Annotated in this window: 17 protein-coding genes and 1 tRNA gene; 10 read left to right on the forward strand and 8 right to left on the reverse strand. The window is 71.6% G+C overall.

What is annotated here, in order from left to right:
• The first annotated feature begins 88 nt into the window (after positions 1–88).
• A complete protein-coding gene (locus tag G3T38_RS14010; protein ID WP_206675885.1) occupies positions 89–838 on the forward strand; it encodes a class I SAM-dependent methyltransferase in 750 nt (249 codons plus the stop codon).
• Here the strand turns inward: G3T38_RS14010 and G3T38_RS14015 are convergent.
• Complete coding sequence (locus G3T38_RS14015; RefSeq protein ID WP_163772931.1) at positions 832–1,677, reverse strand: class I SAM-dependent methyltransferase; 846 nt, start codon at positions 1,675–1,677, stop codon at positions 832–834. The genes G3T38_RS14010 and G3T38_RS14015 overlap by 7 nt on opposite strands.
• Positions 1,678–1,790: 113 nt before the next feature.
• On the opposite strand from G3T38_RS14015, the gene G3T38_RS14020 reads away from it, so the two are divergent.
• Positions 1,791–3,143 (forward strand): lipopolysaccharide biosynthesis protein, encoded by a 1,353-nt coding sequence (locus tag G3T38_RS14020; protein ID WP_338037656.1) that lies wholly within the window; start codon positions 1,791–1,793, stop codon positions 3,141–3,143.
• On the opposite strand, the gene polA is transcribed toward G3T38_RS14020, so the two are convergent.
• On the reverse strand, positions 3,081–5,792 hold the full coding sequence (gene polA, locus G3T38_RS14025; protein WP_163772932.1) for a DNA polymerase I: 2,712 nt from the start codon (positions 5,790–5,792) through the stop codon (positions 3,081–3,083). The two genes, G3T38_RS14020 and polA, sit on opposite strands and share 63 nt — an antisense overlap.
• Before the next feature lie 61 nt (positions 5,793–5,853).
• Between polA and G3T38_RS14030 the strand changes: the two genes are divergently transcribed.
• A complete protein-coding gene (locus G3T38_RS14030) occupies positions 5,854–6,306 on the forward strand; it encodes a hotdog fold thioesterase (RefSeq protein ID WP_163772933.1) in 453 nt (150 codons plus the stop codon).
• 42 nt (positions 6,307–6,348) lie between these two features.
• On the opposite strand, the gene G3T38_RS14035 is transcribed toward G3T38_RS14030, so the two are convergent.
• Complete coding sequence (locus G3T38_RS14035; protein ID WP_163772934.1) at positions 6,349–6,915, reverse strand: GNAT family N-acetyltransferase; 567 nt, start codon at positions 6,913–6,915, stop codon at positions 6,349–6,351.
• A 185-nt stretch (positions 6,916–7,100) separates the two neighbouring features.
• Here G3T38_RS14035 and G3T38_RS14040 point away from each other — a divergent pair, with 185 nt between their 5' ends.
• From G3T38_RS14040 to G3T38_RS14060, 5 genes are all read left to right on the forward strand, one after another.
• Positions 7,101–7,904 carry a DUF554 domain-containing protein gene (locus tag G3T38_RS14040; protein WP_163772935.1) on the forward strand — a complete coding sequence of 268 codons (804 nt, stop codon included), beginning with the start codon at positions 7,101–7,103 and terminating at the stop codon, positions 7,902–7,904.
• Between the two features lie 137 nt (positions 7,905–8,041).
• Positions 8,042–9,403 (forward strand): branched-chain amino acid ABC transporter permease, encoded by a 1,362-nt coding sequence (locus G3T38_RS14045; RefSeq protein WP_163772936.1) that lies wholly within the window; start codon positions 8,042–8,044, stop codon positions 9,401–9,403.
• 10 nt (positions 9,404–9,413) lie between these two features.
• Complete coding sequence (locus G3T38_RS14050; protein WP_163772937.1) at positions 9,414–10,382, forward strand: branched-chain amino acid ABC transporter permease; 969 nt, start codon at positions 9,414–9,416, stop codon at positions 10,380–10,382.
• On the forward strand, positions 10,372–11,298 hold the full coding sequence (locus G3T38_RS14055) for an ABC transporter ATP-binding protein (protein ID WP_163772938.1): 927 nt from the start codon (positions 10,372–10,374) through the stop codon (positions 11,296–11,298). Before G3T38_RS14050 ends, G3T38_RS14055 begins: the two co-directional genes overlap by 11 nt.
• A complete protein-coding gene (locus tag G3T38_RS14060) occupies positions 11,295–12,104 on the forward strand; it encodes an ABC transporter ATP-binding protein (protein ID WP_338037657.1) in 810 nt (269 codons plus the stop codon). Before G3T38_RS14055 ends, G3T38_RS14060 begins: the two co-directional genes overlap by 4 nt.
• A 588-nt stretch (positions 12,105–12,692) precedes the next feature.
• On the opposite strand, the gene G3T38_RS21050 is transcribed toward G3T38_RS14060, so the two are convergent.
• Entirely contained in the window at positions 12,693–14,018 is a 1,326-nt protein-coding gene (locus G3T38_RS21050) for an ABC transporter substrate-binding protein (RefSeq protein ID WP_241728867.1), read from the reverse strand.
• Between the two features lie 177 nt (positions 14,019–14,195).
• Entirely contained in the window at positions 14,196–14,798 is a 603-nt protein-coding gene (locus G3T38_RS14070; protein ID WP_338037658.1) for an ANTAR domain-containing response regulator, read from the reverse strand.
• Positions 14,799–14,911: 113 nt separating this feature from the next.
• Here G3T38_RS14070 and G3T38_RS14075 point away from each other — a divergent pair.
• Positions 14,912–14,994: transfer RNA gene (locus G3T38_RS14075), tRNA-Leu, on the forward strand.
• 46 nt (positions 14,995–15,040) lie between these two features.
• Positions 15,041–15,823, forward strand: a complete 783-nt coding sequence (locus G3T38_RS14080; RefSeq protein ID WP_174267995.1) for a transcriptional regulator — start codon at positions 15,041–15,043, stop codon at positions 15,821–15,823.
• A gap of 8 nt (positions 15,824–15,831) precedes the next feature.
• On the opposite strand, the gene pyk is transcribed toward G3T38_RS14080, so the two are convergent.
• From pyk to gltB, 3 genes are all read right to left on the reverse strand, one after another.
• Positions 15,832–17,277, reverse strand: a complete 1,446-nt coding sequence (pyk, locus tag G3T38_RS14085) for a pyruvate kinase (protein WP_163772939.1) — start codon at positions 17,275–17,277, stop codon at positions 15,832–15,834.
• A gap of 126 nt (positions 17,278–17,403) precedes the next feature.
• The gene (locus G3T38_RS14090) at positions 17,404–18,870 is read right to left on the reverse strand and encodes a glutamate synthase subunit beta (protein ID WP_163772940.1); all 1,467 of its coding nucleotides are present in this window, start codon (positions 18,868–18,870) and stop codon (positions 17,404–17,406) included.
• Entirely contained in the window at positions 18,863–23,410 is a 4,548-nt protein-coding gene (gene gltB / locus G3T38_RS14095; RefSeq protein ID WP_163772941.1) for a glutamate synthase large subunit, read from the reverse strand. The genes G3T38_RS14090 and gltB overlap by 8 nt, the downstream gene beginning before the upstream one ends.
• Positions 23,411–23,451: the final 41 nt, after the last annotated feature.

The following is a 23,451-nucleotide window of genomic DNA, read 5'->3' on the forward strand; positions in this document are numbered from 1 at the left end:
CAAGGAACACCTCCCGTCCGCCGCGTGCCGCACCTCACGTGAAGTAATGTGCCACGAGTCCCCGACCGACCGTGAGAGGTGCCCCCGCTTGTCGTCATCGCGACCCGACCAGCCCGCCGACGCGGAGGCGCACCGCGACGCGTCGTTCGACGACGTCTGGGCGACCGCCCAGCACTTCACCGGCTGGCTCACCGAGGCGCAGGCGCGCCTCCTCCACGCCGAGGCCCTCGCGGCGCCCGGCACCACGGACGCCCTCGAGATCGGCTCCCACCAGGGTCGCTCGACGGCCGTGCTCGCCCACGCCCGCCGGGCGCGCGGGGGTCGGCTCGTCGCGCTCGACCCGTTCGTCGACGGCCGGCTCTTCGGTGGCGCGGCGACGCGCACGATCTTCGAGAAGAACATGGCGACCGCCGGCGTGCGGGACGTCATCGACCTGCGGGTGGCCTACTCGACGAAGGAGCGGGCCTCGTGGAGCACCCCGCTCAGCCTGCTCTACGTCGACGGCAAGCACGACTACTGGACGGCCGGCGACGACCTGATGTGGGCCGTGCACCTCCCCGAGGGCGGCGCCGTGCTCGTGCACGACTGCTACTCCTCCATCGGCGTGACCCTCGCGATCCTCCGCCACGTGCTGTTCTCCCGCACGCTGCGCTACGAGCGCCGCGCCGGGTCGCTCGCGCTCTTCCGGGTCGGCCGACCCAGCCTGGCCGACCGCGGCCGGGTGCTCGCCGAGATGCCGTGGTGGATCCGCAACGTCGGCATCAAGGTGCTCCTGCGCCTGCGGCTGCGCCCCGTCGCCCGCCTCGTCGGCCACGACTCGCCGTACGACCCCTACTGAGCCGCGGGCTCGCCCAGGCGGTAGACCCGCCGCTCGAGCAGAGTGCCGTCACCACGGCGCAGCTCGGGCTTCACCACGTCGTCGAAGCGGATCGGGCGTCGCGCCATGCGACGCTGCCGCCGCCACGTGACGACGTCGGTCGCCGCAGCGATGGCACCGGCCACGGCCGTGCGCGGGTGGCCGGGCTGCTCGAGGGCCCACGCCATGAGCGCGGGGTCGACCTCGCCCTCGACCCGGTAGTCCAGCCGGTCGCGCCAGTGCAGCATCAGCACCCGCGACTCGAACTGCGAGTCCAGCACCTTCTCGACACCGCGCCGCAGTCCCGTGCGGTCCAGGTACGCCGCCACCTCCGGGTCGGCGTGCGGCGTCGTCTTCGCGGTGAGCACCAGCGTGCCGGGAGTGCCGGAAGTGCCGGGGGCGCCGTCCGCTGCCGGCTCGAGGCGGCACCACCAGACGTGGCTCGGGAAGTCCACGATCTTCGCGCTCGGAGCGTCGGGCACCTCGACGTACCCCGCCCGCGACACCCGCACCAGCTCGTCGATCACCGCGCCCGGGTCCGGCACGTGCTCGAGGAGGTTGGAGCAGATCGTGTAGTCGAACGCCCCGTCCGCGAACGGCATGTCCGCGGCGTCCGCCTCGAAGAGCGGCCGGGTCACCCGGGCCTCCTCCCGACCTGAGCGCTGCCCGCCGAAGCGAGCGTCGACGTACCGGTCGAGCAGGACGTCCGCGCGCCACGACGGCTTGTCGCCGCTGCCGACGTCGAGCACCAGGGCGTCGTCGTCGACCGGGAAGGAGAGCCGCCGCTCGGCGAAGAGACGCAGCTGGGTGAGCACGGACATGCCGGGATTGTGTCAGGGCGCTCGATGCGGTTCCTGCCGAGGCGTCCTCTAGGCTCCCGCGGGTGAGTGGATCGAAGGGCACGCTACGGGAGATGCTCCGTGGAGGAGCAGGCGTGGCGATCGCCATGGCGGTGATGAACGTCGGCACCTACGGGTTCACGCTCGTGGCGGCGCGCATGCTCGGGCCGAAGGAGTACGGCGCGGTCGCCGCGCTCATGGGCCTCCTGCTCGTCGTCAACGTGCTGTCGGTCGGCCTCCAGGCCACCGGCGCCCGCCAGGTCGCCGCCGACCCGAGCCACCGCGAGCGCATCGAGAACCGCATCCTCGTCACCGCCCGGCGCTCCGCGTGGGCGCTCGGCCTGCTCTGCCTCGTGCTCAGCCCCCTGGTGACCATCGCGCTCGACCTGGGCTCCTTCGTGCCCGCCCTCCTCGTCGCGGCGATCGCGGTGCCGCTGACCGTCATGGGCGGCCAGGCCGGCATCTTCCAGGGCGAGAAGAAGTGGACGCCGCTCGCCGCCATCTACCTGGGCATGGGCCTGGGTCGACTGGGCTTCGGCGCGCTCGGCGTCGCCGTGCGCCCCGACGCGACCGGTGCGATGGCCGGTGTGCTCCTCGGCGCCGTCGTGCCCGTGCTCATCGGCGGCTGGGCGCTGCGCCGCCGCCGCGGCGGCGAGGGCCCCGGTCCCGCCCCGATGCGCACCGTGCTGCGCGAGGTCGCCCACAACTCCCACGCCCTGCTGGCGTTCTTCGCCCTCACCAACGCGGACGTGGTGCTCGCACGCATCACGCTCGACGCCCACGACGCCGGGCTCTACGCCGGTGGGCTCATCCTCGCGAAGGCTGTGCTCTTCCTGCCCCAGTTCGTCGTCGTCATCGCCTTCCCGGCGATGGCCTCGGAGGGCGCGCAGCGGATGTACCTCAAGGGCGTCGCGCTCGTCGGCGGCATCGGCGTCGTCGCGACCGCGGGCGCCTGGGCCGTGGGCGAGCTCGTCGTCGTCGGTTCCGGCGACGCCCGCCGCTCGCTCGTCGTCGAGTTCGTCGGCGGCGCCGAGTACGCCGAGATCGAGCACCAGCTGTGGCTCTTCGCCCTGCTCGGCACGCTGTTCGCGATGACCCAGGTCATGGTCTACGAGGTCGTCGCCCGCCAGCACCGGGGCGCCGTGTACGCCGTGTGGGCGGGCCTCGCCGTGCTCGGGGTCGTCGTGCCCGTGGCCGCCACCGCGACCGGGCTCATCTCCGTCGTCATCACCATCAACGCCGTCGTGCTCGTCGCCCTGCTGCTCGTCGCGGTGCTCCAGGGCCGCGGCCACCGGCCGCCCGCCGTGCCCGGGGTCGGCACCCCGGGTGAGCCCGGCGAGCCCGGCGGGATGGCGCCCGGCCCCGAGGCCGGGCCCGCGCCGACCTCAGTGCGCGGCGGCGTGCCAGCTGACGCCCGTGCCGACGGAGACGTCGAGCGGCACCCGTAGGTCGGCCGCGGAGGCCATCTGCTCCCGCACCAGGGCCTCCAGCCGGTCCCGCTCCCCCGGCGCCACCTCGAGCACGAGCTCGTCGTGCACCTGCAGGAGCAGCCGCGACGTCAGGCCCTGCTCCTCGATGGCGCTCTGGACGTTGAGCATCGCGACCTTGATGAGGTCCGCGGCCGAGCCCTGGATGGGGGCGTTGAGGGCCATCCGCTCGGCCGCCTCCCGGCGCATCCGGTTGTCGCTGGTGAGGTCGGGCAGCTGGCGGCGGCGCCCCATGATCGTCTCCGTGAACCCCGACTTGCGGGCCTCCACGACGACGCCGGCGAGGTAGTCGCGGATGCCGCCGAAGGTCTCGAAGTACTCGTCCATGAGCCCCCGGGCCTCGGACGGCTCGATGCCCAGCTGCTGCCCCAGGCCGAAGGCGGACAGGCCGTAGGCCAGCCCGTAGTTCATCGCCTTGATCTTGGCCCGCATCTCGCTCGTCACCGCGTCCGGCGCGACGTCGAAGACGCGCGCGGCGGTGATCGAGTGGAAGTCGCGGCCCGAGCGGAACGCCTCGATGAGGAGGTCGTCCTCGGAGAGGTGGGCCATGATCCGCATCTCGATCTGGCTGTAGTCGGCCGTCATCAACGACTCGTAGGACGGGCCGACGACGAACGCCTCACGGATGCGGCGGCCCTCCTCGGTGCGGACCGGGATGTTCTGGAGGTTCGGGTCGGTGCTCGACAGGCGGCCCGTCGCCGCGATCATCTGGTTGAACGTCGTGTGGATCCGCCCGTCGGGCTGGACCGTCTTGAGCAGGCCCTCGATCGTCTGCCGCAGGCGGGCGACGTCGCGGTGGCGCAGCAGGTGCAGCAGGAACGGGTGCTCGGTCTTCACGTAGAGCGACTGCAGCGCGTCGGCGTCGGTCGTGTAGCCCGTCTTCGTGCGCTTGGTCTTCGGCATGCCGAGCTCGTCGAAGAGCACCACCTGCAGCTGCTTGGGCGAGCCCAGGTTGATCTCCTTGCCGATCACCGCGAACGCCTCCTCGGCGGCACGACGGACCTCCTCGGCGAAGTGGGCCTCGAGCTCCTCGAGCCGCGCCGTGTCCACCGCGACGCCGGTGCGCTCGAGCCGGCCGAGCAGCTGGATGAGCGGCAGCTCCACCTCCGCGAGGAGACGGGCACCGCCGACGGCCTCCACCTCGCCGTCGAGGGTCTCCGCCAGGTCGATGACGGCCCGGGCGTGGAGCATCGCCGTGTCGGCGACCTCGTCGCCGTGGTCGAACAGCGCCTCCTGCTCGCCGGTGGTCTCCGTGCGCAGCTCGCGCCGCAGGTAGCGCAACGTGAGGTCGGCCAACGCGTAGGAGCGCTGGTCGGGCTGCACCAGGTACGCCGCCAGCGCGGTGTCGCTGACCAGCCCGGCCAGCGTCCACCCGTGCGCGCTCAGCGCGTGCTGCGGCCCCTTCGCGTCGTGGAGCACCTTCGGTCGCGCGGGGTCGGCCAGCCACCCGGCCAGCGCGGCCTCGTCCTCCGGCGTGAGGCTCGCGACGTCGACGTACGCCGCCAGCCCGGTCGCGCCGGCGACGGCGACGCCGTCGACCGTCCCCGTGCCGGAGCCCCAGCTGCCCCGCACGTGGACGCCCACGTGCTGGCTGCCGAGCCCGTCGAGGAACGCGGCGACCTCCCCGGGCTCCAGCTGACGACCGGCGAGCTCGAAGCCGCCCTCCTCGACCGGCGGCTCCTCCTCCACGCTCAGGGTGTCGATGGTGCGCTGCCGCAGCTCTCCGCGGAACTCCAGCTCGTCGAACAGGGTCAGCGCCGTCGCCCGGTCCCAGGGCGCCAGCCCGAGCTGCGCGGGGGTCTTGTCGAGGTCGAGGTCGCGCACCAGGGCGTTGAGCTGGCGGTTGCGGATCACGTCGCCGAGGTGCTCGCGCAGCGCCTCGCCCTTCTTGCCGGTGATCTTGTCGGCGTGGGTGATGACGTTGTCGAGCCCGTCGTACTGGTTGATCCACTTCGCCGCGAACCCCTGCCCCACGCCGGGCACCCCGGGCAGGTTGTCCGAGGTCTCGCCCACGATCGCCGCCAGCTCCGGGTAGCGGTGGGGCGGCACCTTGTACTTTTCCTCCACCGCCGCCGGCGTCATCCGCGCCAGGTCGGAGACGCCCCGCATGGGGTAGAGCACCGTGGAGCGGTCGGTCACCAGCTGCAGCGAGTCGCGGTCGCCCGTGAGGATGAGGACCTCCATGCCGTCCGCGAGGGCCTGCGTCGTCAGCGTCGCGATGATGTCGTCGGCCTCGTACCCCTCCTTCTTGAGGAAGGTGATGCCGAAGGCGTCGAGGAGCTGCTCGATGATCGGCAGCTGGCTGCCGAACTCCCCCGGCGTCTTGTTGCGCTTCGCCTTGTACTCCGCGTACTGCTCCAGGCGGAACGTCTGGCGGGACACGTCGAACGCGACGGCCACGTGCGTGGGCTGCTCGTCGCGGAGCACGTTGACGAGCATCGACGTGAAGCCGTAGACCGCGTTGGTGTGCTGCCCCGTCGTCGTGGAGAAGTTCTCGACGGGGAGCGCGAAGAACGCCCGGTAGGCCAACGAGTGGCCGTCGAGCAGCAGCAGGCGCGGCCGCCCCTCGGCGGCGGGCGTGACGGTGGCGGAGGTCGTCGACTGAGGCACGTGCCGACCCTAACCGTGACCACCGACGACGCCGGGCGCGGCCGGGAGCAGAATGACCGGCATGGACAAGGACGCCACCACCCCCGTGCCCGGTCTCGACGAGCTCGTCGCGCAGATGTCGGAGCGCATGGGCGCGCTCAACGAGAAGATGGGCATCGAGATGGTCGAGGTCTCGCGCGAGAGGATCGTGGCCACGATGCCCGTCGAGGGCAACACCCAGCCCTACGGGCTCCTCCACGGCGGCGCCTCCGTCGTGCTCGCCGAGACGCTCGGCTCCGTCGGCTCGGCGCTCCACGCCCACCCCGACCGCGCCGCTGTCGGCGTCGACATCAACGCCACGCACCACCGGTCGGCGACGTCCGGCGTCGTCACGGGCGTCGCCACGCCGGTCCACCTGGGGCGCAGCTCGACGTGCTTCGAGGTGGTCATCACGAACGAGGCCGGCAAGCGGGTCTGCACCGCCCGGATCACCTGCTCGCTGATCCCCGTCGACCGGGTCCCGTCCGCCGGCTGACGCGGACCGGAGCGCCGGGGCAGCTCCCGGCCGGGCGCAGGCTCAGCCCGCGCGCTGCGTCGTCGTCCGCCGCATCGAGCGGCGGGCGGCGAGCACGCTGGTGAGCTGCTGGCGCGGCGGCCGCGCCATCGTGGGGCGCATCGCCGTGATGCGGGCCCGCACCGTCGCCGTCGGGGCGACCCGGAAGGACGCCCGCGTCGCGAGACCCAGCCGGGCCATGAAGCGGTTGGCGTCGCGCGAGGTGCTCGCCGAGGCCGTCGACACCTGGGACACGTCGTGCTCCTCGGCGTAGGCCACGCCGGCCTCGACCAGCGCCCGGCCCACCCCGCGACGGCGGAACTCCGGCAGCACGGTCGGCGAGGCCAGGTGCACCATGGGCGTCGGGTCCAGCGGCGAGACGGTGATCATCCGCAGCAGCACGGCGCCGGCGAACGCACCGCCGTACTCGGCCACCACGATCCGGTGGGCCTCCCCCGTGAGCGAGGCCTCGACGAGGCGGGCGACGTCCGACGCTCCCTCCTCGACGGAGCGGAGCGACTCGGCCCACAGGGCGGCCAGGGCGGGGATGTCGGGGAGCGCCGCGGCGCGCAGGGTGAGAGGGGCTCCCATCAGGAGGACACCGCCCGGGTCACTGCCGTCGCCATGTGTCCTCCGCCTCGGGCCACGCGCGGACCAGGGGGCCCACGCACTTCGATCACCGTTGCGGCACCCGCCCCCACGGTGCGCCGGTCGTCACCCTACGCTCGCCGCAGCCGCGCTGGCACGGGAGCCGGGCAAAAGTTGAGGGAGCGCTGATGTTCGTCGGTTCGGGCACCCTCCTCAACGTCGTCACCGTGCTGGTGGGCTCCGGCCTGGGGGTGGCGCTGGGAGGGCGTCTCCCCGAGCGGGTACGGCGCGTGGTCACCGACGGTCTCGGGCTCGTGACGCTGCTCGTGGCGGCGGTCGCGGCCGCCGACGTGCTCGACGCCGACCTGGCCGCGGCCACCGGCACGGGCGCGCCGATGCTCATCGTGCTGGGCGCGGTGCTGATCGGCGGGATCGTGGGCGCCGCGCTCGACCTCGACGGGCGGCTCGTCGCCCTGGGACGCTGGACGGAGCGGCGCCTGGCGCGGCGGACCGTGGCCGCGGACCGGGGGTCGGACGCCGGGTCGGACGCCGAGTCGGACGCCGGGTCGGACCCCGCGCGCACCGATCGCTTCACAGCCGGCTTCGTGGCCGCGTCCCTCGTCTTCTGCACGGGACCGCTCACCGTGCTCGGGTCGCTCAACGACGGGCTCGGCAACGGCGCCGAGCAGCTCTACCTCAAGGCCACCCTCGACGGGTTCGCGGCCATCGCCTTCGCCGCGACGTTCGGCTGGGGCGTCGCCGCCTCCGCGCTCACCGTCGTGGTCGTGCAGGGCGGGCTCACCCTCGTCGGCCTCGTCGTGGGCGACGTGCTTCCCGCGGCCCACGTCGCCGCGCTGAGCGCGGTCGGCGGCGTGCTGCTCGTCGGCGTCGCCCTGCGGCTCCTCGACGTCGCCCAGGTGGCGGTGGCCTCGCTCCTCCCCGCGCTCGTGGTGGCGCCCCTGCTGGTCGAGGCGGTCGTGCGACTGCGGTGATCCGCTGCCCGCTGTGACACCGAACACCGATTGTTCCCGCTTCGTTACCTCAAGCGACGACGTGACCGCTCCCGGCGTCATAGCGTTCCACCCCACATGCGTCATGCCCTGACGCGCCGAGCTCGAACAGGAGCCCCATGCAGATCGGCACCCGAGCCGCGGACACCCCGCCGCGGCCACAGACCCGGGGACGCGGAGGCATCCCGAGCCACCGCTCGGTGCTCCGGTTCCTCGCCCCCCTGCTGCTCGCGCTGGTCATCCTCGGCGTCGCGCCGTCCGCCCAGGCCGCATCCGCGGCCGAGGACGGCTACCGCGTCACCGTGAACCTGCGCGACACCAGCAACGACAACGCCCCCGTCGAGGGCGTCGACATCACCGCGACCCCCGAGGGCGGTGAGGCCGTCGAGGCCACGACCGACGCCGACGGACGCGCGGTGCTCGAGATCCCCGCGGAGTTCCAGGGCGCCACCGTCCTCGTCGAGCTCGACGAGGACTCGCTCCCCGACGGCGCCGCCATGCGCGAGGGCGCGCCCGCCGAGCAGACCGTGACGCTCAACATCTCCACGGTCGGCGTCACCTTCCTCATCGGCGAGGACAACCGCAACGTCATGACGAAGTGGGACCGCGTCCCCGCCAGCATCTACAACGGCCTGCTGTTCGGCCTGATCATGGCGATGGCGGCGCTGGGGCTCTCGATGGTGTTCGGCACCACGGGCCTCACCAACTTCTCGCACGGCGAGCTCGTCACCTTCGGCGCGGTGTGCACCATGCTGCTCAACACGTCACTGGGGGTGCCGTTCCTCCTGGCGGTCCCCATCACGGTGGTGGCCGCCGTGGGCGTGGGCTGGCTGCAGGACAGGTTCCTGTGGGCCCCGCTCCGTCACCGCGGCATCGGACTGATCGCGATGATGATCGTCTCCATCGGCCTGCAGTTCTTCCTGCGCAACTTCTTCGCCTACATCACGGGCTCCCGCACCGAGGTGTACGACGAGTATGCCACCGGCGCCGGGTCGGACTTCGCCGGGCTGTTCACCTACACGACCCGTGACATCATCATCGCCGGCGTCTGCATCGTCGTGCTCGCCGCGGTCATCGCGGGCCTGTCCTACACCCGCCTCGGCCGCGCGACCCGCGCGGTCTCCGACAACCCGGCGCTGGCGGCGGCCACCGGCATCAACGTCGACCGGGTCGTCTCCACGGTGTGGATGGTGGGCACGGCCCTCGCCGCGCTCGCGGGCACGTTCCTCGCGTTCCAGCTCGGCGTGACCTACCAGATCGGCCAGCTCATGCTGCTGCTGCTCTTCGCAGCCTGCTGCGTCGGCGGCCTCGGGTCGGTGTGGGGCGCGCTCGTCGGCAGCCTCATCATCGGTGTGCTCATCGAGCTCTCGGCGCTGGTGATCCCGCCGGACCTCAAGAACGCCGGCGCGCTGCTGCTCCTCGTCATCATCCTTCTCGTCCGACCGCAGGGCCTCCTCGGCCGCCGCGAGCGGATCGGCTGAAAGGGATCTCATGGACCTGCTCACCAACGCGCTCCACGACGCGTTCGCACCCATCGCGATCTCGTACGTGCTGGCCGCCATCGGCCTCAACATCCACTACGGCTACACGGGCCTGCTGAACTTCGGCCAGGCCGCGTTCGCCGCGGTCGGTGCCTACGGCATGGCCGTGCTCATCGTGTCGTTCGACGTCCCGCTCGTGCCGGCGCTGCTGCTGGCCCTGGTCGGTGCCGTCCTGCTGGCCCTGGTCATGGGTCTGCCGACTCTGCGCCTGCGCGCGGACTACCTCGCGATCGTCACGATCGCCGTCGCGGAGATCGCCCGGCTGATCTTCTCGACGTCGTTCAAGCAGTACTTCAACGCACGTGACGGCGTGCAGGGCTTCACCGCCGACTTCCGCGACCTCAACCCGTACGGCGAGGGCGCCATCGGCTTCAGCCGCAACGACCTCTGGGTCATCACCGTGGGCTGGCTGCTCGTCGCGCTCGTGCTCGCCTTCGTCTTCCTGCTCATGCGCAGCCCCTGGGGCCGCGTGCTGAAGAGCATCCGCGAGGACGAGGACGCCGTCCGCTCGCTCGGCAAGAACGTCTACAGCTACAAGCTGCAGGCACTCATCCTCGGTGGCGTCATCGGTGCCCTCGGTGGCTTCGTCGGCGCGCTCGGCAAGGGCTCGGTGCAGCCGGACAGCTTCAACACCGACTTCACCTTCATCGCCTTCACCATGCTCATCCTCGGTGGTGCGGCGCGCGTGATGTCCCCGGTCGTGGGTGCCGTGCTCTTCTGGTTCCTGCTGACCTTCATGGACGTCCTGCTCAAGCGCATCACCGGCGACGGCGGCTTCGTGCCCGGGTGGCTGCTCAACCCGGACCAGACCGGCAACGTGCGGTTCATGATCGTGGGCCTCGTGCTGATGCTGCTCATGATCTTCCGCCCGCAAGGGATCTTCGGCGACAAGAAGGAGCTCGCGATCGATGCCCGCTGACCTCGAGAAGTCCCGCGGCGCAGCCGCGGCCGCCCTGGCCGACGTCGCCCACGAGCCGGGTGCGGCCAAGCCCGACCCCATCGTCGTCGTCGACAACATCACGCGGCAGTTCGGTGGCCTCAAGGCCGTCGACGTGGGCCACCTGGAGATCCAGCGCGGTGTCATCACCGCGCTGATCGGCCCCAACGGTGCCGGCAAGACGACCTTCTTCAACCTGCTCACCGGGTTCGACACCCCTGACACGGGCGAGCGCTACCTCAACGGCAAGTCGCTGAAGCGCGTCGCGGCGTACAAGGTCGCGAAGCTCGGCATGGTCCGCACCTTCCAGCTGACCAAGGTGCTGTCCAAGCTCACCGTGCTGGAGAACATGCGCCTCGGCGCGACCAGCCAGCTCGGTGAGCGGTTCTGGGCGGGTCCGCTGGCGTTCCTGTGGAGCGGCCAGGAGAAGGCCAACACGGAGCGCGCCCGCGAGCTGCTCCGCCGGTTCAAGCTCGACGCCAAGGAGAACGACTTCGCCGGCTCGCTCTCGGGCGGTCAGCGGAAGCTGCTCGAGATGGCTCGCGCGCTCATGGTGGAGCCGGAGCTCGTCATGCTCGACGAGCCGATGGCCGGCGTGAACCCGGCGCTCAAGCAGTCGCTGCTGGGGCACGTGAAGTCGCTGCGCGACGAGGGCATGACCGTCCTCTTCGTCGAGCACGACATGGACATGGTCCGCGACATCTCGGACTGGGTGGTCGTCATGGCCGCGGGCGCCGTCATCGCCGAGGGCCCCCCGCACAGCATCATGAGCGACCAGCGCGTCATCGACGCCTACCTGGGCGCCCACCACGACACCGACATCAGCGACCTCGACCCCGAGGAGATCCTCGCCGAGGCGGAGGCCGAGATCGAGGCCGAGAAGGAGGGCAACGCGTGAACGCCGACCTGAGCAAGGCCGCCGGGGGCGCCGACGAGCGAGCCGAGGCCGCCCGCCGGGCGCACCTCGCCGCTGCCGACGGTGCCGTCCTGCGGGCGGACAACCTGATCGCGGGCTACCTGCCCGGCGTCAACATCCTCAACGGGGCCGACCTCTACTGCCAGCCGGGCGAGCTCGTCGGCATCATCGGCCCCAACGGCGCGGGCAAGTCGACGCTCCTCAAGGCGCTCTTCGGACTGGTCAAGATCCACACCGGTTCGGTCACGCTGCGCGGCGAGGAGGTCACCAACCAGCGGGCGGACAGCCTGGTCACCAAGGGCATCGGGTTCGTGCCCCAGACCAACAACGTCTTCCCCAGCCTGTCCATCGCGGAGAACCTCCAGATGGGCTGCTACCAGGCGCCCAAGAAGTTCGCCGAGCGCTTCGACTTCGTCACGGGGATCTTCCCGGCGCTCGGTGCCCGCCGCAACCAGCGTGCCGGCTCCCTCTCAGGCGGTGAGCGGCAGATGGTCGCCATGGGCCGCGCGCTCATGATGGAGCCCTCGGTGCTGCTCCTCGACGAGCCCTCGGCAGGCCTCTCCCCCGCCATGCAGGACGAGGTCTTCGTCCAGACCCGCAACATCAACAAGGCGGGCGTCTCCGTCGTCATGGTCGAGCAGAACGCCGCCCGGTGCCTGCAGATCTGCGACCGCGGCTACGTGCTCGACCACGGCCGCAACGCCTACACGGCCACCGGCCGCGAGCTCGCCAACGACCCGAAGGTCATCGAGCTCTACCTGGGCACCCTGGCCAAGCAGAACACCTGAGCCGCCTGCTCCACCTGCTCCACCGAGACGAAGGGCCCGCCGGCTGACTGCCGGCGGGCCCTTCGTCGTCGTGCCGTGCCGGCGCCCGGCGCCCGGCGCCCGGCGCCTCCCGGGTCGTGGTGCGAGGCCACCGCTTTCCGCGGGCCTGGCACCACGACCCGAGAGGGCCTGGGAGGCCCTGGGAGGCCCTGGGGCCCAAGAGAGGGCCGAGCGACGACCGAGCGACCTGACCGCGTGCCCCTCCCACCGACGGGGACGGGGGTACGCCGCCCGCTCACGCCGCGCCGTACCCGCAGGTCCGCCCCCGGTCGTGGTGCCAGGCCACCACTTTCCGCAGGGCTCGCACCACGACCCCGAGGGGCCCCGGCCGGTCGTGGTGCCAGACCGCTGGTTTCCGCAGGGCTCACACCACGACCCGAGGAGGGCGAGGGGGCGAGGGGGCGAGGGGCCGAGAGGGCGGGGGCGGCCAGGCGCGAGGGGGGCCGCCGGGCCATGCCGGGCACAGAAAAAGCCCCAGGCCCCCGGAGCGCAGCTCTCCGGGGGCCTGGGGGACGTGCGACCGGGCGGGTGCCCGGTGGTGTCACGGCATCAGTTGTTGCCGTTGAGACCCGCCTCGACGAGCTCGGGGACGATCTTCTTCGTCTCGTCGAAGGCGATCAGGACGATCGCGTCGGGGTCCTCGGCCTTGATGGCCTCGACCTCGGCCGTGTAGGTCGCGGCCTCCGGCGAGTAGAGCTGGTAGGACACGACGCTGCCGCCCGACTGCTCGAAGAAGTCACGGACGTTCTCCGCGAGCGCCTCGCCGTAGGAGTCCTGGCGAGCCAGGATGGCGATGTTCTGCTTGCCGTCGCCGCTGAGCGTCGACGCCATGACCTGGCCCTGGAGCACGTCCGAGGGAGCGGTGCGGAAGTACAGGCCCTGGTCGGCGTAGGTGTCGAACGCGGTCGACGTGTTGGCCGGGGAGATCTGCGCGACGCCGGCGCTCGTGATCTTGTCGATCACGCTGAGCGAGACCGACGAGGAGGCCGCACCGACGATGACGTCGACGTTGCCGGAGAGGAGCTGGTCGACGGACGCGCCGGCGATGTCGGGCGTGCCGTCGCCGGAGTCGGCGGTCGGCAGGGCGACGGCGTCGGCACCGTTCACGCCACCGGCCTCGTTGATCTCCTGCACGGCGAGCGCGACGCCCGCGATCTCCGGGGGGCCGAGGAACGCGAGGTCACCGGAGGTCGGCAGCAGGCCACCCACGGTGAAGACGCCGTCGCCGTCCTCGATCGCCGGGAGCTCCTGGCCCTCGACCGGGTCGGAGTCGGGGATCTCGCCGGTGATGAACTCCTGCGGCGTGTACGTGTTGTCCGCGCCGTACTCGAAGATGCCGATCGACGCGGACGTCGGGCTGCCGGTCGAGCTGAAGTCGATCGGGCCGGACACGCCGTCGTAGTCGATGTCGGTGCCGGCGGCGAGGAGCTCGGCGCACGCGGCGAAGTCGGTGCACTTCTCGCCCTCGGCGGACACCTCCTGCAGCTTGCTGGCGATCGCCGTGCCGGAGTCGTTGCCGGCCGCGATCGCGGCGAGGGCCGCGACGACGACGGCGTCGTAGGACTCCGCGCCGTAGGTGAAGTCGGCGAGGTCGGGGTTGACGCCGAGGAGGCGCTCACGGAACTCGTCGCCGAGCTCGGAACCGGGGTAGGTCGCGCGGACGCCCTCGAGGGTGCCCTCGGGGAAGTCGCTGCTGTAGTCGGCGGTGTTGCCGTCGACGAAGTACCACGACGGGGCCGACGACGCGTTGTCGTTGTTGTTGCCGCCGTCGCTGTCGTTGTCGCCGTCACCGTCTCCGCCGCCACAACCAGCGGCGACGAGGGACGTCGCGAGCATCGCGACCCCCAGTCGGACCAGGGTGCTGGAACGCTTCATCAAGCCTCCGTCAATCGGATTCCCACGTCGGCACCTCGCCGACGTGTGCGTCAACGTAGTCCTCGACGGAGCCCGGCGAGAGCGGCTCGGGAGGCCGTTGCCAACTTGTGACCTGGCCCGCTGCTCCCGTGATCGGTGTGACGGTGCCGACACGCGGGAGCGGGCCGGACCGGGCCGTCAGGCGCCGCTGGCGCCCGGGCCGTGCGTGATGACGCCCTCGGCGACCTGCTTCATCGACAGGCGCAGGTCCATCGCGGTCTTCTGGATCCAGCGGAAGGCATCCGGCTCCGTGAGCCCGAGGTCCTTCTGCAGCACCCCCTTGGCGCGGTCGACCAGCTTGCGCGTCTCGAGCCGCTCCGTGAGGTCGCCGACCTCGGCCTCGAGCTGGCTCAGCTCGGCGAACCGGCTGACCGCCATCTCGATGGCCGGCACCAGGTCGCTCGCCGAGAACGGCTTCACCAGGTAGGCCATCGCCCCGGCGTCGCGGGCCCGCTCGACCAGCTCGCGCTGCGAGAACGCCGTGAGGATGACGACGGGGGCGATGCGCTGGGCGGCGATCCGCTCCGCCGCGGCGATCCCGTCGAGCACGGGCATCTTGACGTCGAGCACGACGAGGTCGGGCCGCAGCTCCTCGGCGAGCTCGATGGCGCGCTGGCCGTCGCCGGCCTCGCCCACCACCTCGTAGCCCTCGTCGGCCAGCATCTCGGCCAGGTCCATGCGGATCAGCGCCTCGTCCTCGGCGATGACGACACGACGGGGGGCCTGCGCGCGCTCGTTCACAGACCGAAGGCTAGCCCGCGCGCGCCGTCCGTGCGGCCCCGGCGTGCGACGACGCCGGCCGGGCCGTGCGTCGCGTTGGTCACGGGATCGGCTACGGTGGCGGCCGCACCCTCGCCGGGTTGGCGGAACGGCATACGCGGTGGTCTCAAACACCACTGTCCGAGAGGACTTGTGGGTTCGAATCCCACACCCGGCACCCGCACGCCGTCGGAACTGTCAGCGGCGCCCGCGACCATCTGCCCATGCACGTCCGTCCATGGAGCACCGTCGAGTCAGCGCTGCGCGCCTCCGACGACGGGATCCCCGACGCCGAGAACGCGAAGCTGCACGGGGTAGCGCTGAAGACCATCCGTCGATGGCGTCGTGACTATCAACGCCGCTCGCTCCCTCGCGGCCAGTCCCACACGAGCGCACGGTGCCCGCGTTGCGAGAACGGTGTCCTCGACGTGGCTGCCTACGCCGAGCTGCTCGGCTGGTACCTCGGCGACGGGCACCTCGTGGAGGCCCGACGCGAGGTTCTGGTGCTCACCATCGTCAACGACCAGAAGTACGTCGAGGCCAACGCCCGCCTCGTCGTCCTGATGCGCGCGGTGAAGCCCGGGGGCCGACCTCACGTCCGAGAGCGACCTGGCGCCATCGTGACCGCAATGGGCTGGAAGCACTGGACCTGCCTCTTCCCCCAGCACGGCCCGGGGCGCAAGCACGACCGCGGGATCGTGCTGGAGCCCTGGCAGCGGGCGGTCGTGGAGGAGGAGCCCGCCGCGTTCCTCCGCGGGCTGTTCCACTCGGACGGCTCGCGCGTGCGGAACTGGGCCAGCCGCCGTGTGCCGGGCACCGGGGAGGTACGTCGCCACGACTACGCGCGGTGGCAGTTCAGCAACCGCTCGGAGGACCTCCTGGAGCTCTGCGGCTGGGCGCTCGACCTGGCGGGGGTCCCGTGGCGGAGGTCGTCCCGGACGCACGTCAGCGTGTCGAGACGGGCCGCGGTGGCTCGTCTCGACACGCTGATCGGTGTGAAGCGGTGAGGCGGGGGTCAGACCCGGCGGTAGGCCGGCGCGACCTCGTTGATCGCGTCGCCCATCTTGTGCACGCGCAGGGCGTTGGTGGAGCCCGGGATGCCCGGAGGGGCGCCCGCGATGATGACGACGAGGTCGCCCTCCTTGACGCGCTGGATGCGGAGCAGCGCCTCGTCGACCTGGCGCACCATCTCGTCGGTGTGCTCCACCGGCGCGGTCTTGAAGGTCTCGACGCCCCACACCGCCGCCAGCTGCGAACGGGTGGACGCGAGCGGCGTGAAGGCGAGGATGGGGATGGGGCCGCGGTAGCGCGCGACCCGCCGGGCGGAGTCGCCGCTCTGGGTGAAGGCGACGAGGTACTTCGCACCGACGCGCTCCGCGACCTGCGCCGCGGCGAGGGCGATGATGCCGCCCTTGGTGTGCGGGTCCCAGTCGAGGGCGCGGATGTCGCGGGCCGCGTGGCGGTCGGCGCTCTCGATGATGCGCGCCATCGTCTCGACGGCCGTCACGGGGTAGTCGCCCACGCTGGTCTCGCCCGAGAGCATCACGGCGTCGGCGCCGTCGAGCACGGCGTTGGCGACGTCGGAGGTCTCCGCGCGCGTGGGCGCGGGGGCCGTGATCATCGACTCGAGCATCTGGGTGGCGACGATGACGGGCTTCGCGTTGGTGCGGGCCAGGTCGACGATGCGCTTCTGGTGGAACGGCACGTCCTCGAGGGGGCACTCCACGCCGAGGTCGCCGCGCGCCACCATGAACGCGTCGAACGCCTGGACGATGTCCTCGAGGTTCTCGAGCGCCTGCGGCTTCTCGATCTTCGCGATGATGGGGACCGTGCGGCCCTCCTCCGCCATGATCGCCCGCACGTCGTCGGCGTCGGACGCGTTGCGCACGAAGCTGAGCGCGACGAAGTCGACGCCGATCCGCAGCGCCCAGCGGAGGTCCTCGACGTCCTTCTCGGACAGCGCGGGCACGGACACCGCGACGCCGGGCAGGTTGATCCCCTTGTGGTCGGAGACCTTGCCGCCGATGAGCACCTCGACCTCGACGTCGGTGTCCGTCTTCGACACCACGCGCAGCTTGATCTTGCCGTCGTCGATGAGGAGGGGGTCGCCGGGCTTCACGTCGCCGGGCAGGCCCTTGTAGGTCGTGCCGCAGATCGACGCGTCGCCGTCGACGTCGCGTGTGGTGATGCACCAGCTCTGGCCGCGCCGCAGCACGACCGGGCCCTCCGAGAAGGTCTCCAGCCGGATCTTGGGCCCCTGGAGGTCGGCCAGGATCCCCACGCCACGACCACTGGAGTCGGAGGCCTGCCGGACCAGCCGGTAGTTCTCCTCGTGGTCGGCGTGGGTGCCGTGGCTCATGTTCAGTCGCGCGACATCCATGCCGGCGTAGACCAGCTCCTGGATGCGGCGGGCTCCGGCCGTTGCCGGCCCCAACGTACAGACGATCTTCGCTCGGCGCACAGGACGACCCTACTGCTCCCGGCTCGCCCCCGTGGCACTGGACCTTGAACGTTCCAACAATCTTTCCCCAGGACGCCGACGGGCCGGCACCCCGAGGGGTGCCGGCCCGTCGTGACGGAGCCGGGATCAGACGACCAGGGGACGCTCGGTCGACTTGATCGGGGCCGGGAGCGACGTCGAGCCCGTCAGGTACTCGTCCACCGCGGCGGCCGCCGCACGCCCCTCGGCGATCGCCCAGACGATGAGCGACTGCCCGCGACCCGCGTCCCCGGCGGCGAACACGCCGGGCACCGAGGTCTGGTACGTCGGGGTGCGGCTCACGTTGCCCCGCTCGTCGAGCTCGAGCTCGAGCTGCTGGACGACGGTGTTCGTCTCGGGGCCCGTGAAGCCCATGGCGAAGAGGACGAGGTCGGCCGGGATCTCCCGCTCGGTGCCCTCCACCTCGGTGAGCTTGCCGCCCTCGAAGGTGACGTCCACGAGACGCAGCGCGCGGACGTTGCCGTCCTCGTCGCCGACGAACTCCTTGGTGGAGACGCCGTAGACGCGGTCGCCACCCTCCTCGTGCGCCGACGAGACGCGGAACAGCATCGGGTACGTCGGCCACGGCTGGCCGGACGGACGGCTCTCGCCGGGCTGCGGCATGATCTCGAGCTGCGTGATCGACGCGGCGCCCTGACGGATCGACGTGCCGAGGCAGTCGGCGCCGGTGTCGCCGCCGCCGATGATGACGACGTGCTTGTCGTCGGCCCGGATCTGGCCCTCGACGGTCTCCCCCAGCGCCACGCGGTTGGCCTGCGGCAGGAACTCCATGGCCTGGTGGATGCCGGCGAGCTCGCGGCCGGGCACCTGCAGGTCGCGGGCGACGGTCGAGCCGGTGGCGACGACGACCGCGTCGTACCGCGCCTTCAGCTGCTCCCCCGTGACGTCCACGCCCACCTCGACGCCCGCCCGGAAGATGGTGCCCTCGCGGCGCATCTGGTCGAGGCGGCGGTCGATGTGCCGCTTCTCCATCTTGAACTCGGGGATGCCGTAGCGGAGCAGGCCGCCGATCTTGTCGGCCCGCTCGTAGACGGCCACCGTGTGGCCGGCCCGCGTGAGCTGCTGGGCGGCGGCGAGGCCCGCCGGGCCCGAGCCGATGACGGCGACCGTCTTGCCCGAGAGCCACTCCGGCGGCTGGGGCGCCACCGTGCCGGACTCCCACGCGCGGTCGATGATCGAGACCTCGACGTTCTTGATGGTCACCGGGTCCTGGTTGATGCCCAGCACGCAGGCGGTCTCGCAGGGCGCCGGGCAGAGCCGGCCGGTGAACTCCGGGAAGTTGTTCGTCGCGTGGAGACGCTCGATCGCGTCGCTCCAGTCGTCGCGCCACACCAGGTCGTTCCACTCCGGGATGATGTTGCCCAGCGGGCAGCCCTGGTGGCAGAACGGGATGCCGCAGTCCATGCAACGACCCGCCTGCGGCGTGATGATCGGCAGGAGCGCGCGGCCGATGCCGTCGGGGTAGACCTCGTTCCAGTCGTTCACCCGCTCCTCGACCGGACGACGCGTCGCGACCTTGCGGCCCTCCTTGAGGAAGCCCTTCGGGTCAGCCATGCAGCACCTCCATGATCCGGGCGGCCGTCTGGTCCTCGTCGAGTCCCTCGGCCTCAGCCTCTGCGCGGGCGTCCAGCACCCGCTTGTAGTCACGCGGCATCACCTCGGTGAAGCGAGCCACGGCGGCCGGCCAGTCGGCGAGCAGCTGCTCGGCGACCTCCGACCCGGTCTCCTCGAAGAACGCACGGACGTAGCCGTGCAGCTCCTCGACGGCGTCGCCCTCGACGGCGCGCAGGTCGACGAGCTCGCCGTTGACCCGCTGCTGCTTGAGGTCGAGCACCCAGGCGATGCCGCCCGACATGCCGGCCGCCAGGTTGCGGCCGGTCTTGCCGAGCACGACGACGCGGCCGCCGGTCATGTACTCGAGCGCGTGGTCGCCCACGCCCTCGGTGACGACCAGGGCGCCCGAGTTGCGCACGCAGCACCGCTCGCCCACGCCGCCGCGGATGAAGATCTCGCCGGACGTCGCGCCGTACGCGATCGTGTTGCCCGCGATGATCTGCTCCTCGGAGCGGAACGTCGCCGAGCGGTCGGGACGGATCACGATGCGACCGCCCGAGAGGCCCTTGCCGACGTAGTCGTTGCCGTCGCCCTCGAGACGCAGCGTGACGCCCCGCGGCACGAACGCGCCGAACGACTGCCCGGCGGAGCCGGTGAGGGTGATGTCGATCGTGCCCTCGGGCAGGCCCTCGCCGCGGTAGCGCTTCGTCACCTCGTGGCCGAGCATGGTGCCGACCGTGCGGTTGACGTTGCGCACCTCGAGCTGGGCGCGCACCGGCTCGCCGTTCTCCAGCGCGGGCGCGGCGATCGCGATGAGCTCGTTGTCGAGCGCCTTCTCCAGGCCGTGGTCCTGCGTCTTGGTGCACCGCAGGTCCTGGTCGGGGAACATCGTGTTGTCGGGCACGTGGAGGATCGGCGCCAGGTCGAGCCCGGCGGCCTTCCAGTGGTCGACGGCCCGCTCGACGTCGAGCGCACCGACCTGGCCGACGGCCTCGTCGATGCTGCGGAAGCCCAGCTCGGCGAGCAGCTCCCGCACCTCCTCGGCGATGTAGGTGAAGAAGTTGACGACGTACTCGGCCTTGCCGCTGTAGCGCTCCCGGAGCACCGGGTTCTGCGTGGCGACGCCGACCGGGCACGTGTCGAGGTGGCAGACCCGCATCATGATGCAGCCCGAGACGACGAGGGGCGCCGTGGCGAACCCGAACTCCTCGGCACCGAGGAGCGCGGCGATGACGACGTCGCGGCCCGTCTTCAGCTGGCCGTCGGCCTGCACGACGATCCGGTCGCGCAGCCCGTTGAGGAGCAGCGTCTGCTGCGCCTCCGCGAGGCCGAGCTCCCAGGGACCGCCCGCGTGCTTGAGCGAGGTGAGCGGCGACGCACCGGTGCCGCCGTCGTTGCCGGAGATGAGCACCACGTCGGCGTGCGCCTTCGAGACGCCCGTCGCGACCGTGCCGACGCCGACCTCGGAGACGAGCTTGACGTGCACGCGCGCGCTCGGGTTGGCGTTCTTGAGGTCGTGGATCAGCTGCGCCAGGTCCTCGATGGAGTAGATGTCGTGGTGCGGCGGCGGGCTGATGAGGCCCACGCCCGGCGTCGAGTGCCGGGTCTTCGCCACCCACGGGTACACCTTGTGACCGGGCAGCTGGCCGCCCTCGCCGGGCTTCGCGCCCTGCGCCATCTTGATCTGGATGTCGTCGGCGTTCGTCAGGTACTCGCTCGTGACACCGAAGCGACCCGACGCGACCTGCTTGATGGAGCTGCGACGCTCGGGGTCGTAGAGCCGCTCCGGGTCCTCGCCGCCCTCACCGGTGTTCGACTTCGCGCCGAGCCGGTTCATGGCGATCGCGAGGGTCTCGTGCGCCTCCTGGGAGATCGAGCCGTAGGACATGGCGCCCGTGGAGAAACGCTTGACGATCGCCTCGACCGGCTCCACCTCGTCGATGGAGATGGGCGCGCGACCACCCTGCTCGGCGCTCTTGAAGCGGAACAGGCCGCGGAGCGTCATGAGGCGCTCGGACTGCTCGTCGACGCGCGACGTGTACTGCTTGAACACGTCGTAGCGCCCCGCCCGCGTGGCGTGCTGCAGGCGGAACACCGTCTCGGGGTCGAACAGGTGGGGCTCGCCCTCGCGGCGCCACTGGTACTCGCCACCGATCGCCAGCTCGCGGTGCGACGGGGCGACACCGCTGCGCGGGTACGCCGCGGCGTGGCGCAGCGCGACCTCCTGGGCGATCGTGTCGATGCCGACGCCGCCCAGCTTCGAGGTGGTGCCGGCGAAGTACTGCTCGACGAAGTCCTGGGACAGGCCGACGGCCTCGAAGATCTGCGCACCCGTGTAGGACGCGACGGTCGAGACGCCGATCTTGCTCATGACCTTGAGGACGCCCTTGCCGAGCGCCTTGACCAGGTTCTTCACCGCGACCTGGGGGTCGGCGGTGACGTAGTAGCCCGCCCGGGCCAGGTCCTCGACCGACTCCATGGCGAGGTACGGGTTGACCGCGGCCGCGCCGTACCCGACGAGCAGGGCGACGTGGTGCACCTCGCGGACGTCGCCGGCCTCGACGAGCAGGCCCACCTGCGTGCGGGTCTTCTCCCGCACCAGGTGGTGGTGGACCGCACCGGTGAGCAGCAGCGACGGGATCGGTGCCAGCTCGCTGGTCGAGTGCCGGTCGGAGAGCACGATGATGCGGGCGCCGTCGGCGATCGCCGCGCTGACCTCGGCGCAGATCTCCGCGATCCGCGCCGCCATCGCCGCGCCGCCGCCCTCGACCTCGTAGAGGCCGCGGGCCACGTGCGTGACGAAGCCGGGACGGTCGCCGTCACGGTTGATGTGGCGGATCTTGGCGAGCTCGTCGTTGTCGATCACGGGGAACGGCAGGACGATCTGGCGGCACGACTCCGGGCCGGGGGCGAGGAGGTTGGCCTCCGGGCCGATCGAGCCGTTGAGCGAGGTGACGAGCTCCTCGCGGATGGCGTCGAGCGGCGGGTTCGTGACCTGCGCGAAGAGCTGCGAGAAGTAGTCGAACAGCATCCGCGGCTTCTCGCTGAGCGCGGCGATGGGCGTGTCGGTGCCCATGGAGCCGATGGGCTCGGCACCCGTGTTCGCCATGGGGGTGAGGAGGACGCGGAGCTCCTCCTCGGTGTAGCCGAACACCTGCTGGCGACGCGTCACCGAGGCGTGCGTGTGCACGATGTGCTCGCGCTCGGGCACGTCCTTGAGGTGGAGGAGGCCGTCGGCCAGCCACTCGGCGTAGGGCTGCTCCGCCGCGAGGGTCGACTTGATCTCCTCGTCCTCGACGATGCGGTGCTCCGCGGTGTCGACGAGGAACATCTTGCCGGGCTGCAGCCGACCCTTGCGCACGATCGTGGCGGGATCGATGTCGAGCACGCCGACCTCGGAGGCCAGCACGACGAGACCGTCGTCGGTGACCCAGAAGCGGGACGGGCGCAGGCCGTTGCGGTCGAGGGTGGCGCCGATCTGGGTGCCGTCGGTGAAGACGACGCAGGCGGGGCCGTCCCACGGCTCCATCATCGAGGAGTGGAACTCGTAGAACGCGCGCTTGGCCTCGTCCATCTCGCCGTGGTTCTCCCACGCCTCGGGGATCATCATCAGCACGGAGTGCGGCAGGCTGCGGCCACCGAGGTGCAGCAGCTCGAGCACCTCGTCGAACGACGCCGAGTCCGACGCGCCCGGGGTGCAGATCGGGAACAGCCGGTCGAGGTCCCCGTCGATGACGTCGGAGGCGAGGAGGGCCTCGCGGGCCCGCATCCAGTTGCGGTTGCCCATCACGGTGTTGATCTCGCCGTTGTGCGCGATGAACCGGAACGGGTGGGCCAGCGGCCAGCTCGGGAACGTGTTCGTGGAGAAGCGCGAGTGCACGACGCCGATCGCCGACGCCATGCGCTCGTCGCGCAGGTCGGGGAAGAAGTGGTCGAGCTGGTCCGTCGTGAGCATGCCCTTGTAGACCGTGGTGCGGGCCGACAGCGACGCGAAGTACGCCTCCGTCTGGCGCTCGGCACGCTTGCGCACGCAGAAGGCGAGGCGCTCGAGCGCGAGGCCCGTCACGGACGCGTCGGCCGGGGCGATGAACAGCTGGCTGAACGTCGGCATGACGCCGAGCGCCATCGAGCCCAGCACGCTCGGCTCCACCGGCACGTCGCGCCACCCGAGCACGCGCGCGCCCTCGGCGACCGCGATCTCCTCGATGGTGGTGCGGGCCTTCGCGAGGTCGTCGGCGTCGGCCGGCAGGAAGCCCATGCCCACGGCGTACGAGCCCGCGGCCGGCAGCTCGAAGTCGGTGACGGCGCGCAGGAACGCGTCCGGCACCTGCAGGAGGATGCCGGCGCCGTCGCCGGAGTTGACCTCGGCGCCGGCGGCGCCGCGGTGGTCGAGGTTGCGGAGCGCCTGGAGCGCCTTGGCCACGATGTCGTGGCTGGCCTCACCGGTCATCGTGGCCACGAAGGCGACGCCGCAGGCGTCGTGCTCGAACCTGGGGTCGTAGAGCCCTTGGGCCTCGGGGATCGCGTGCGAGATGGGCACGGATGCGTCTCCCGTCGTCGGGGTCCGGCACGCGAGCTGCG

The sequence above is a fragment of the Nocardioides zeae genome (assembly GCF_010686755.1).
Classification (GTDB): domain Bacteria; phylum Actinomycetota; class Actinomycetes; order Propionibacteriales; family Nocardioidaceae; genus Nocardioides; species Nocardioides zeae.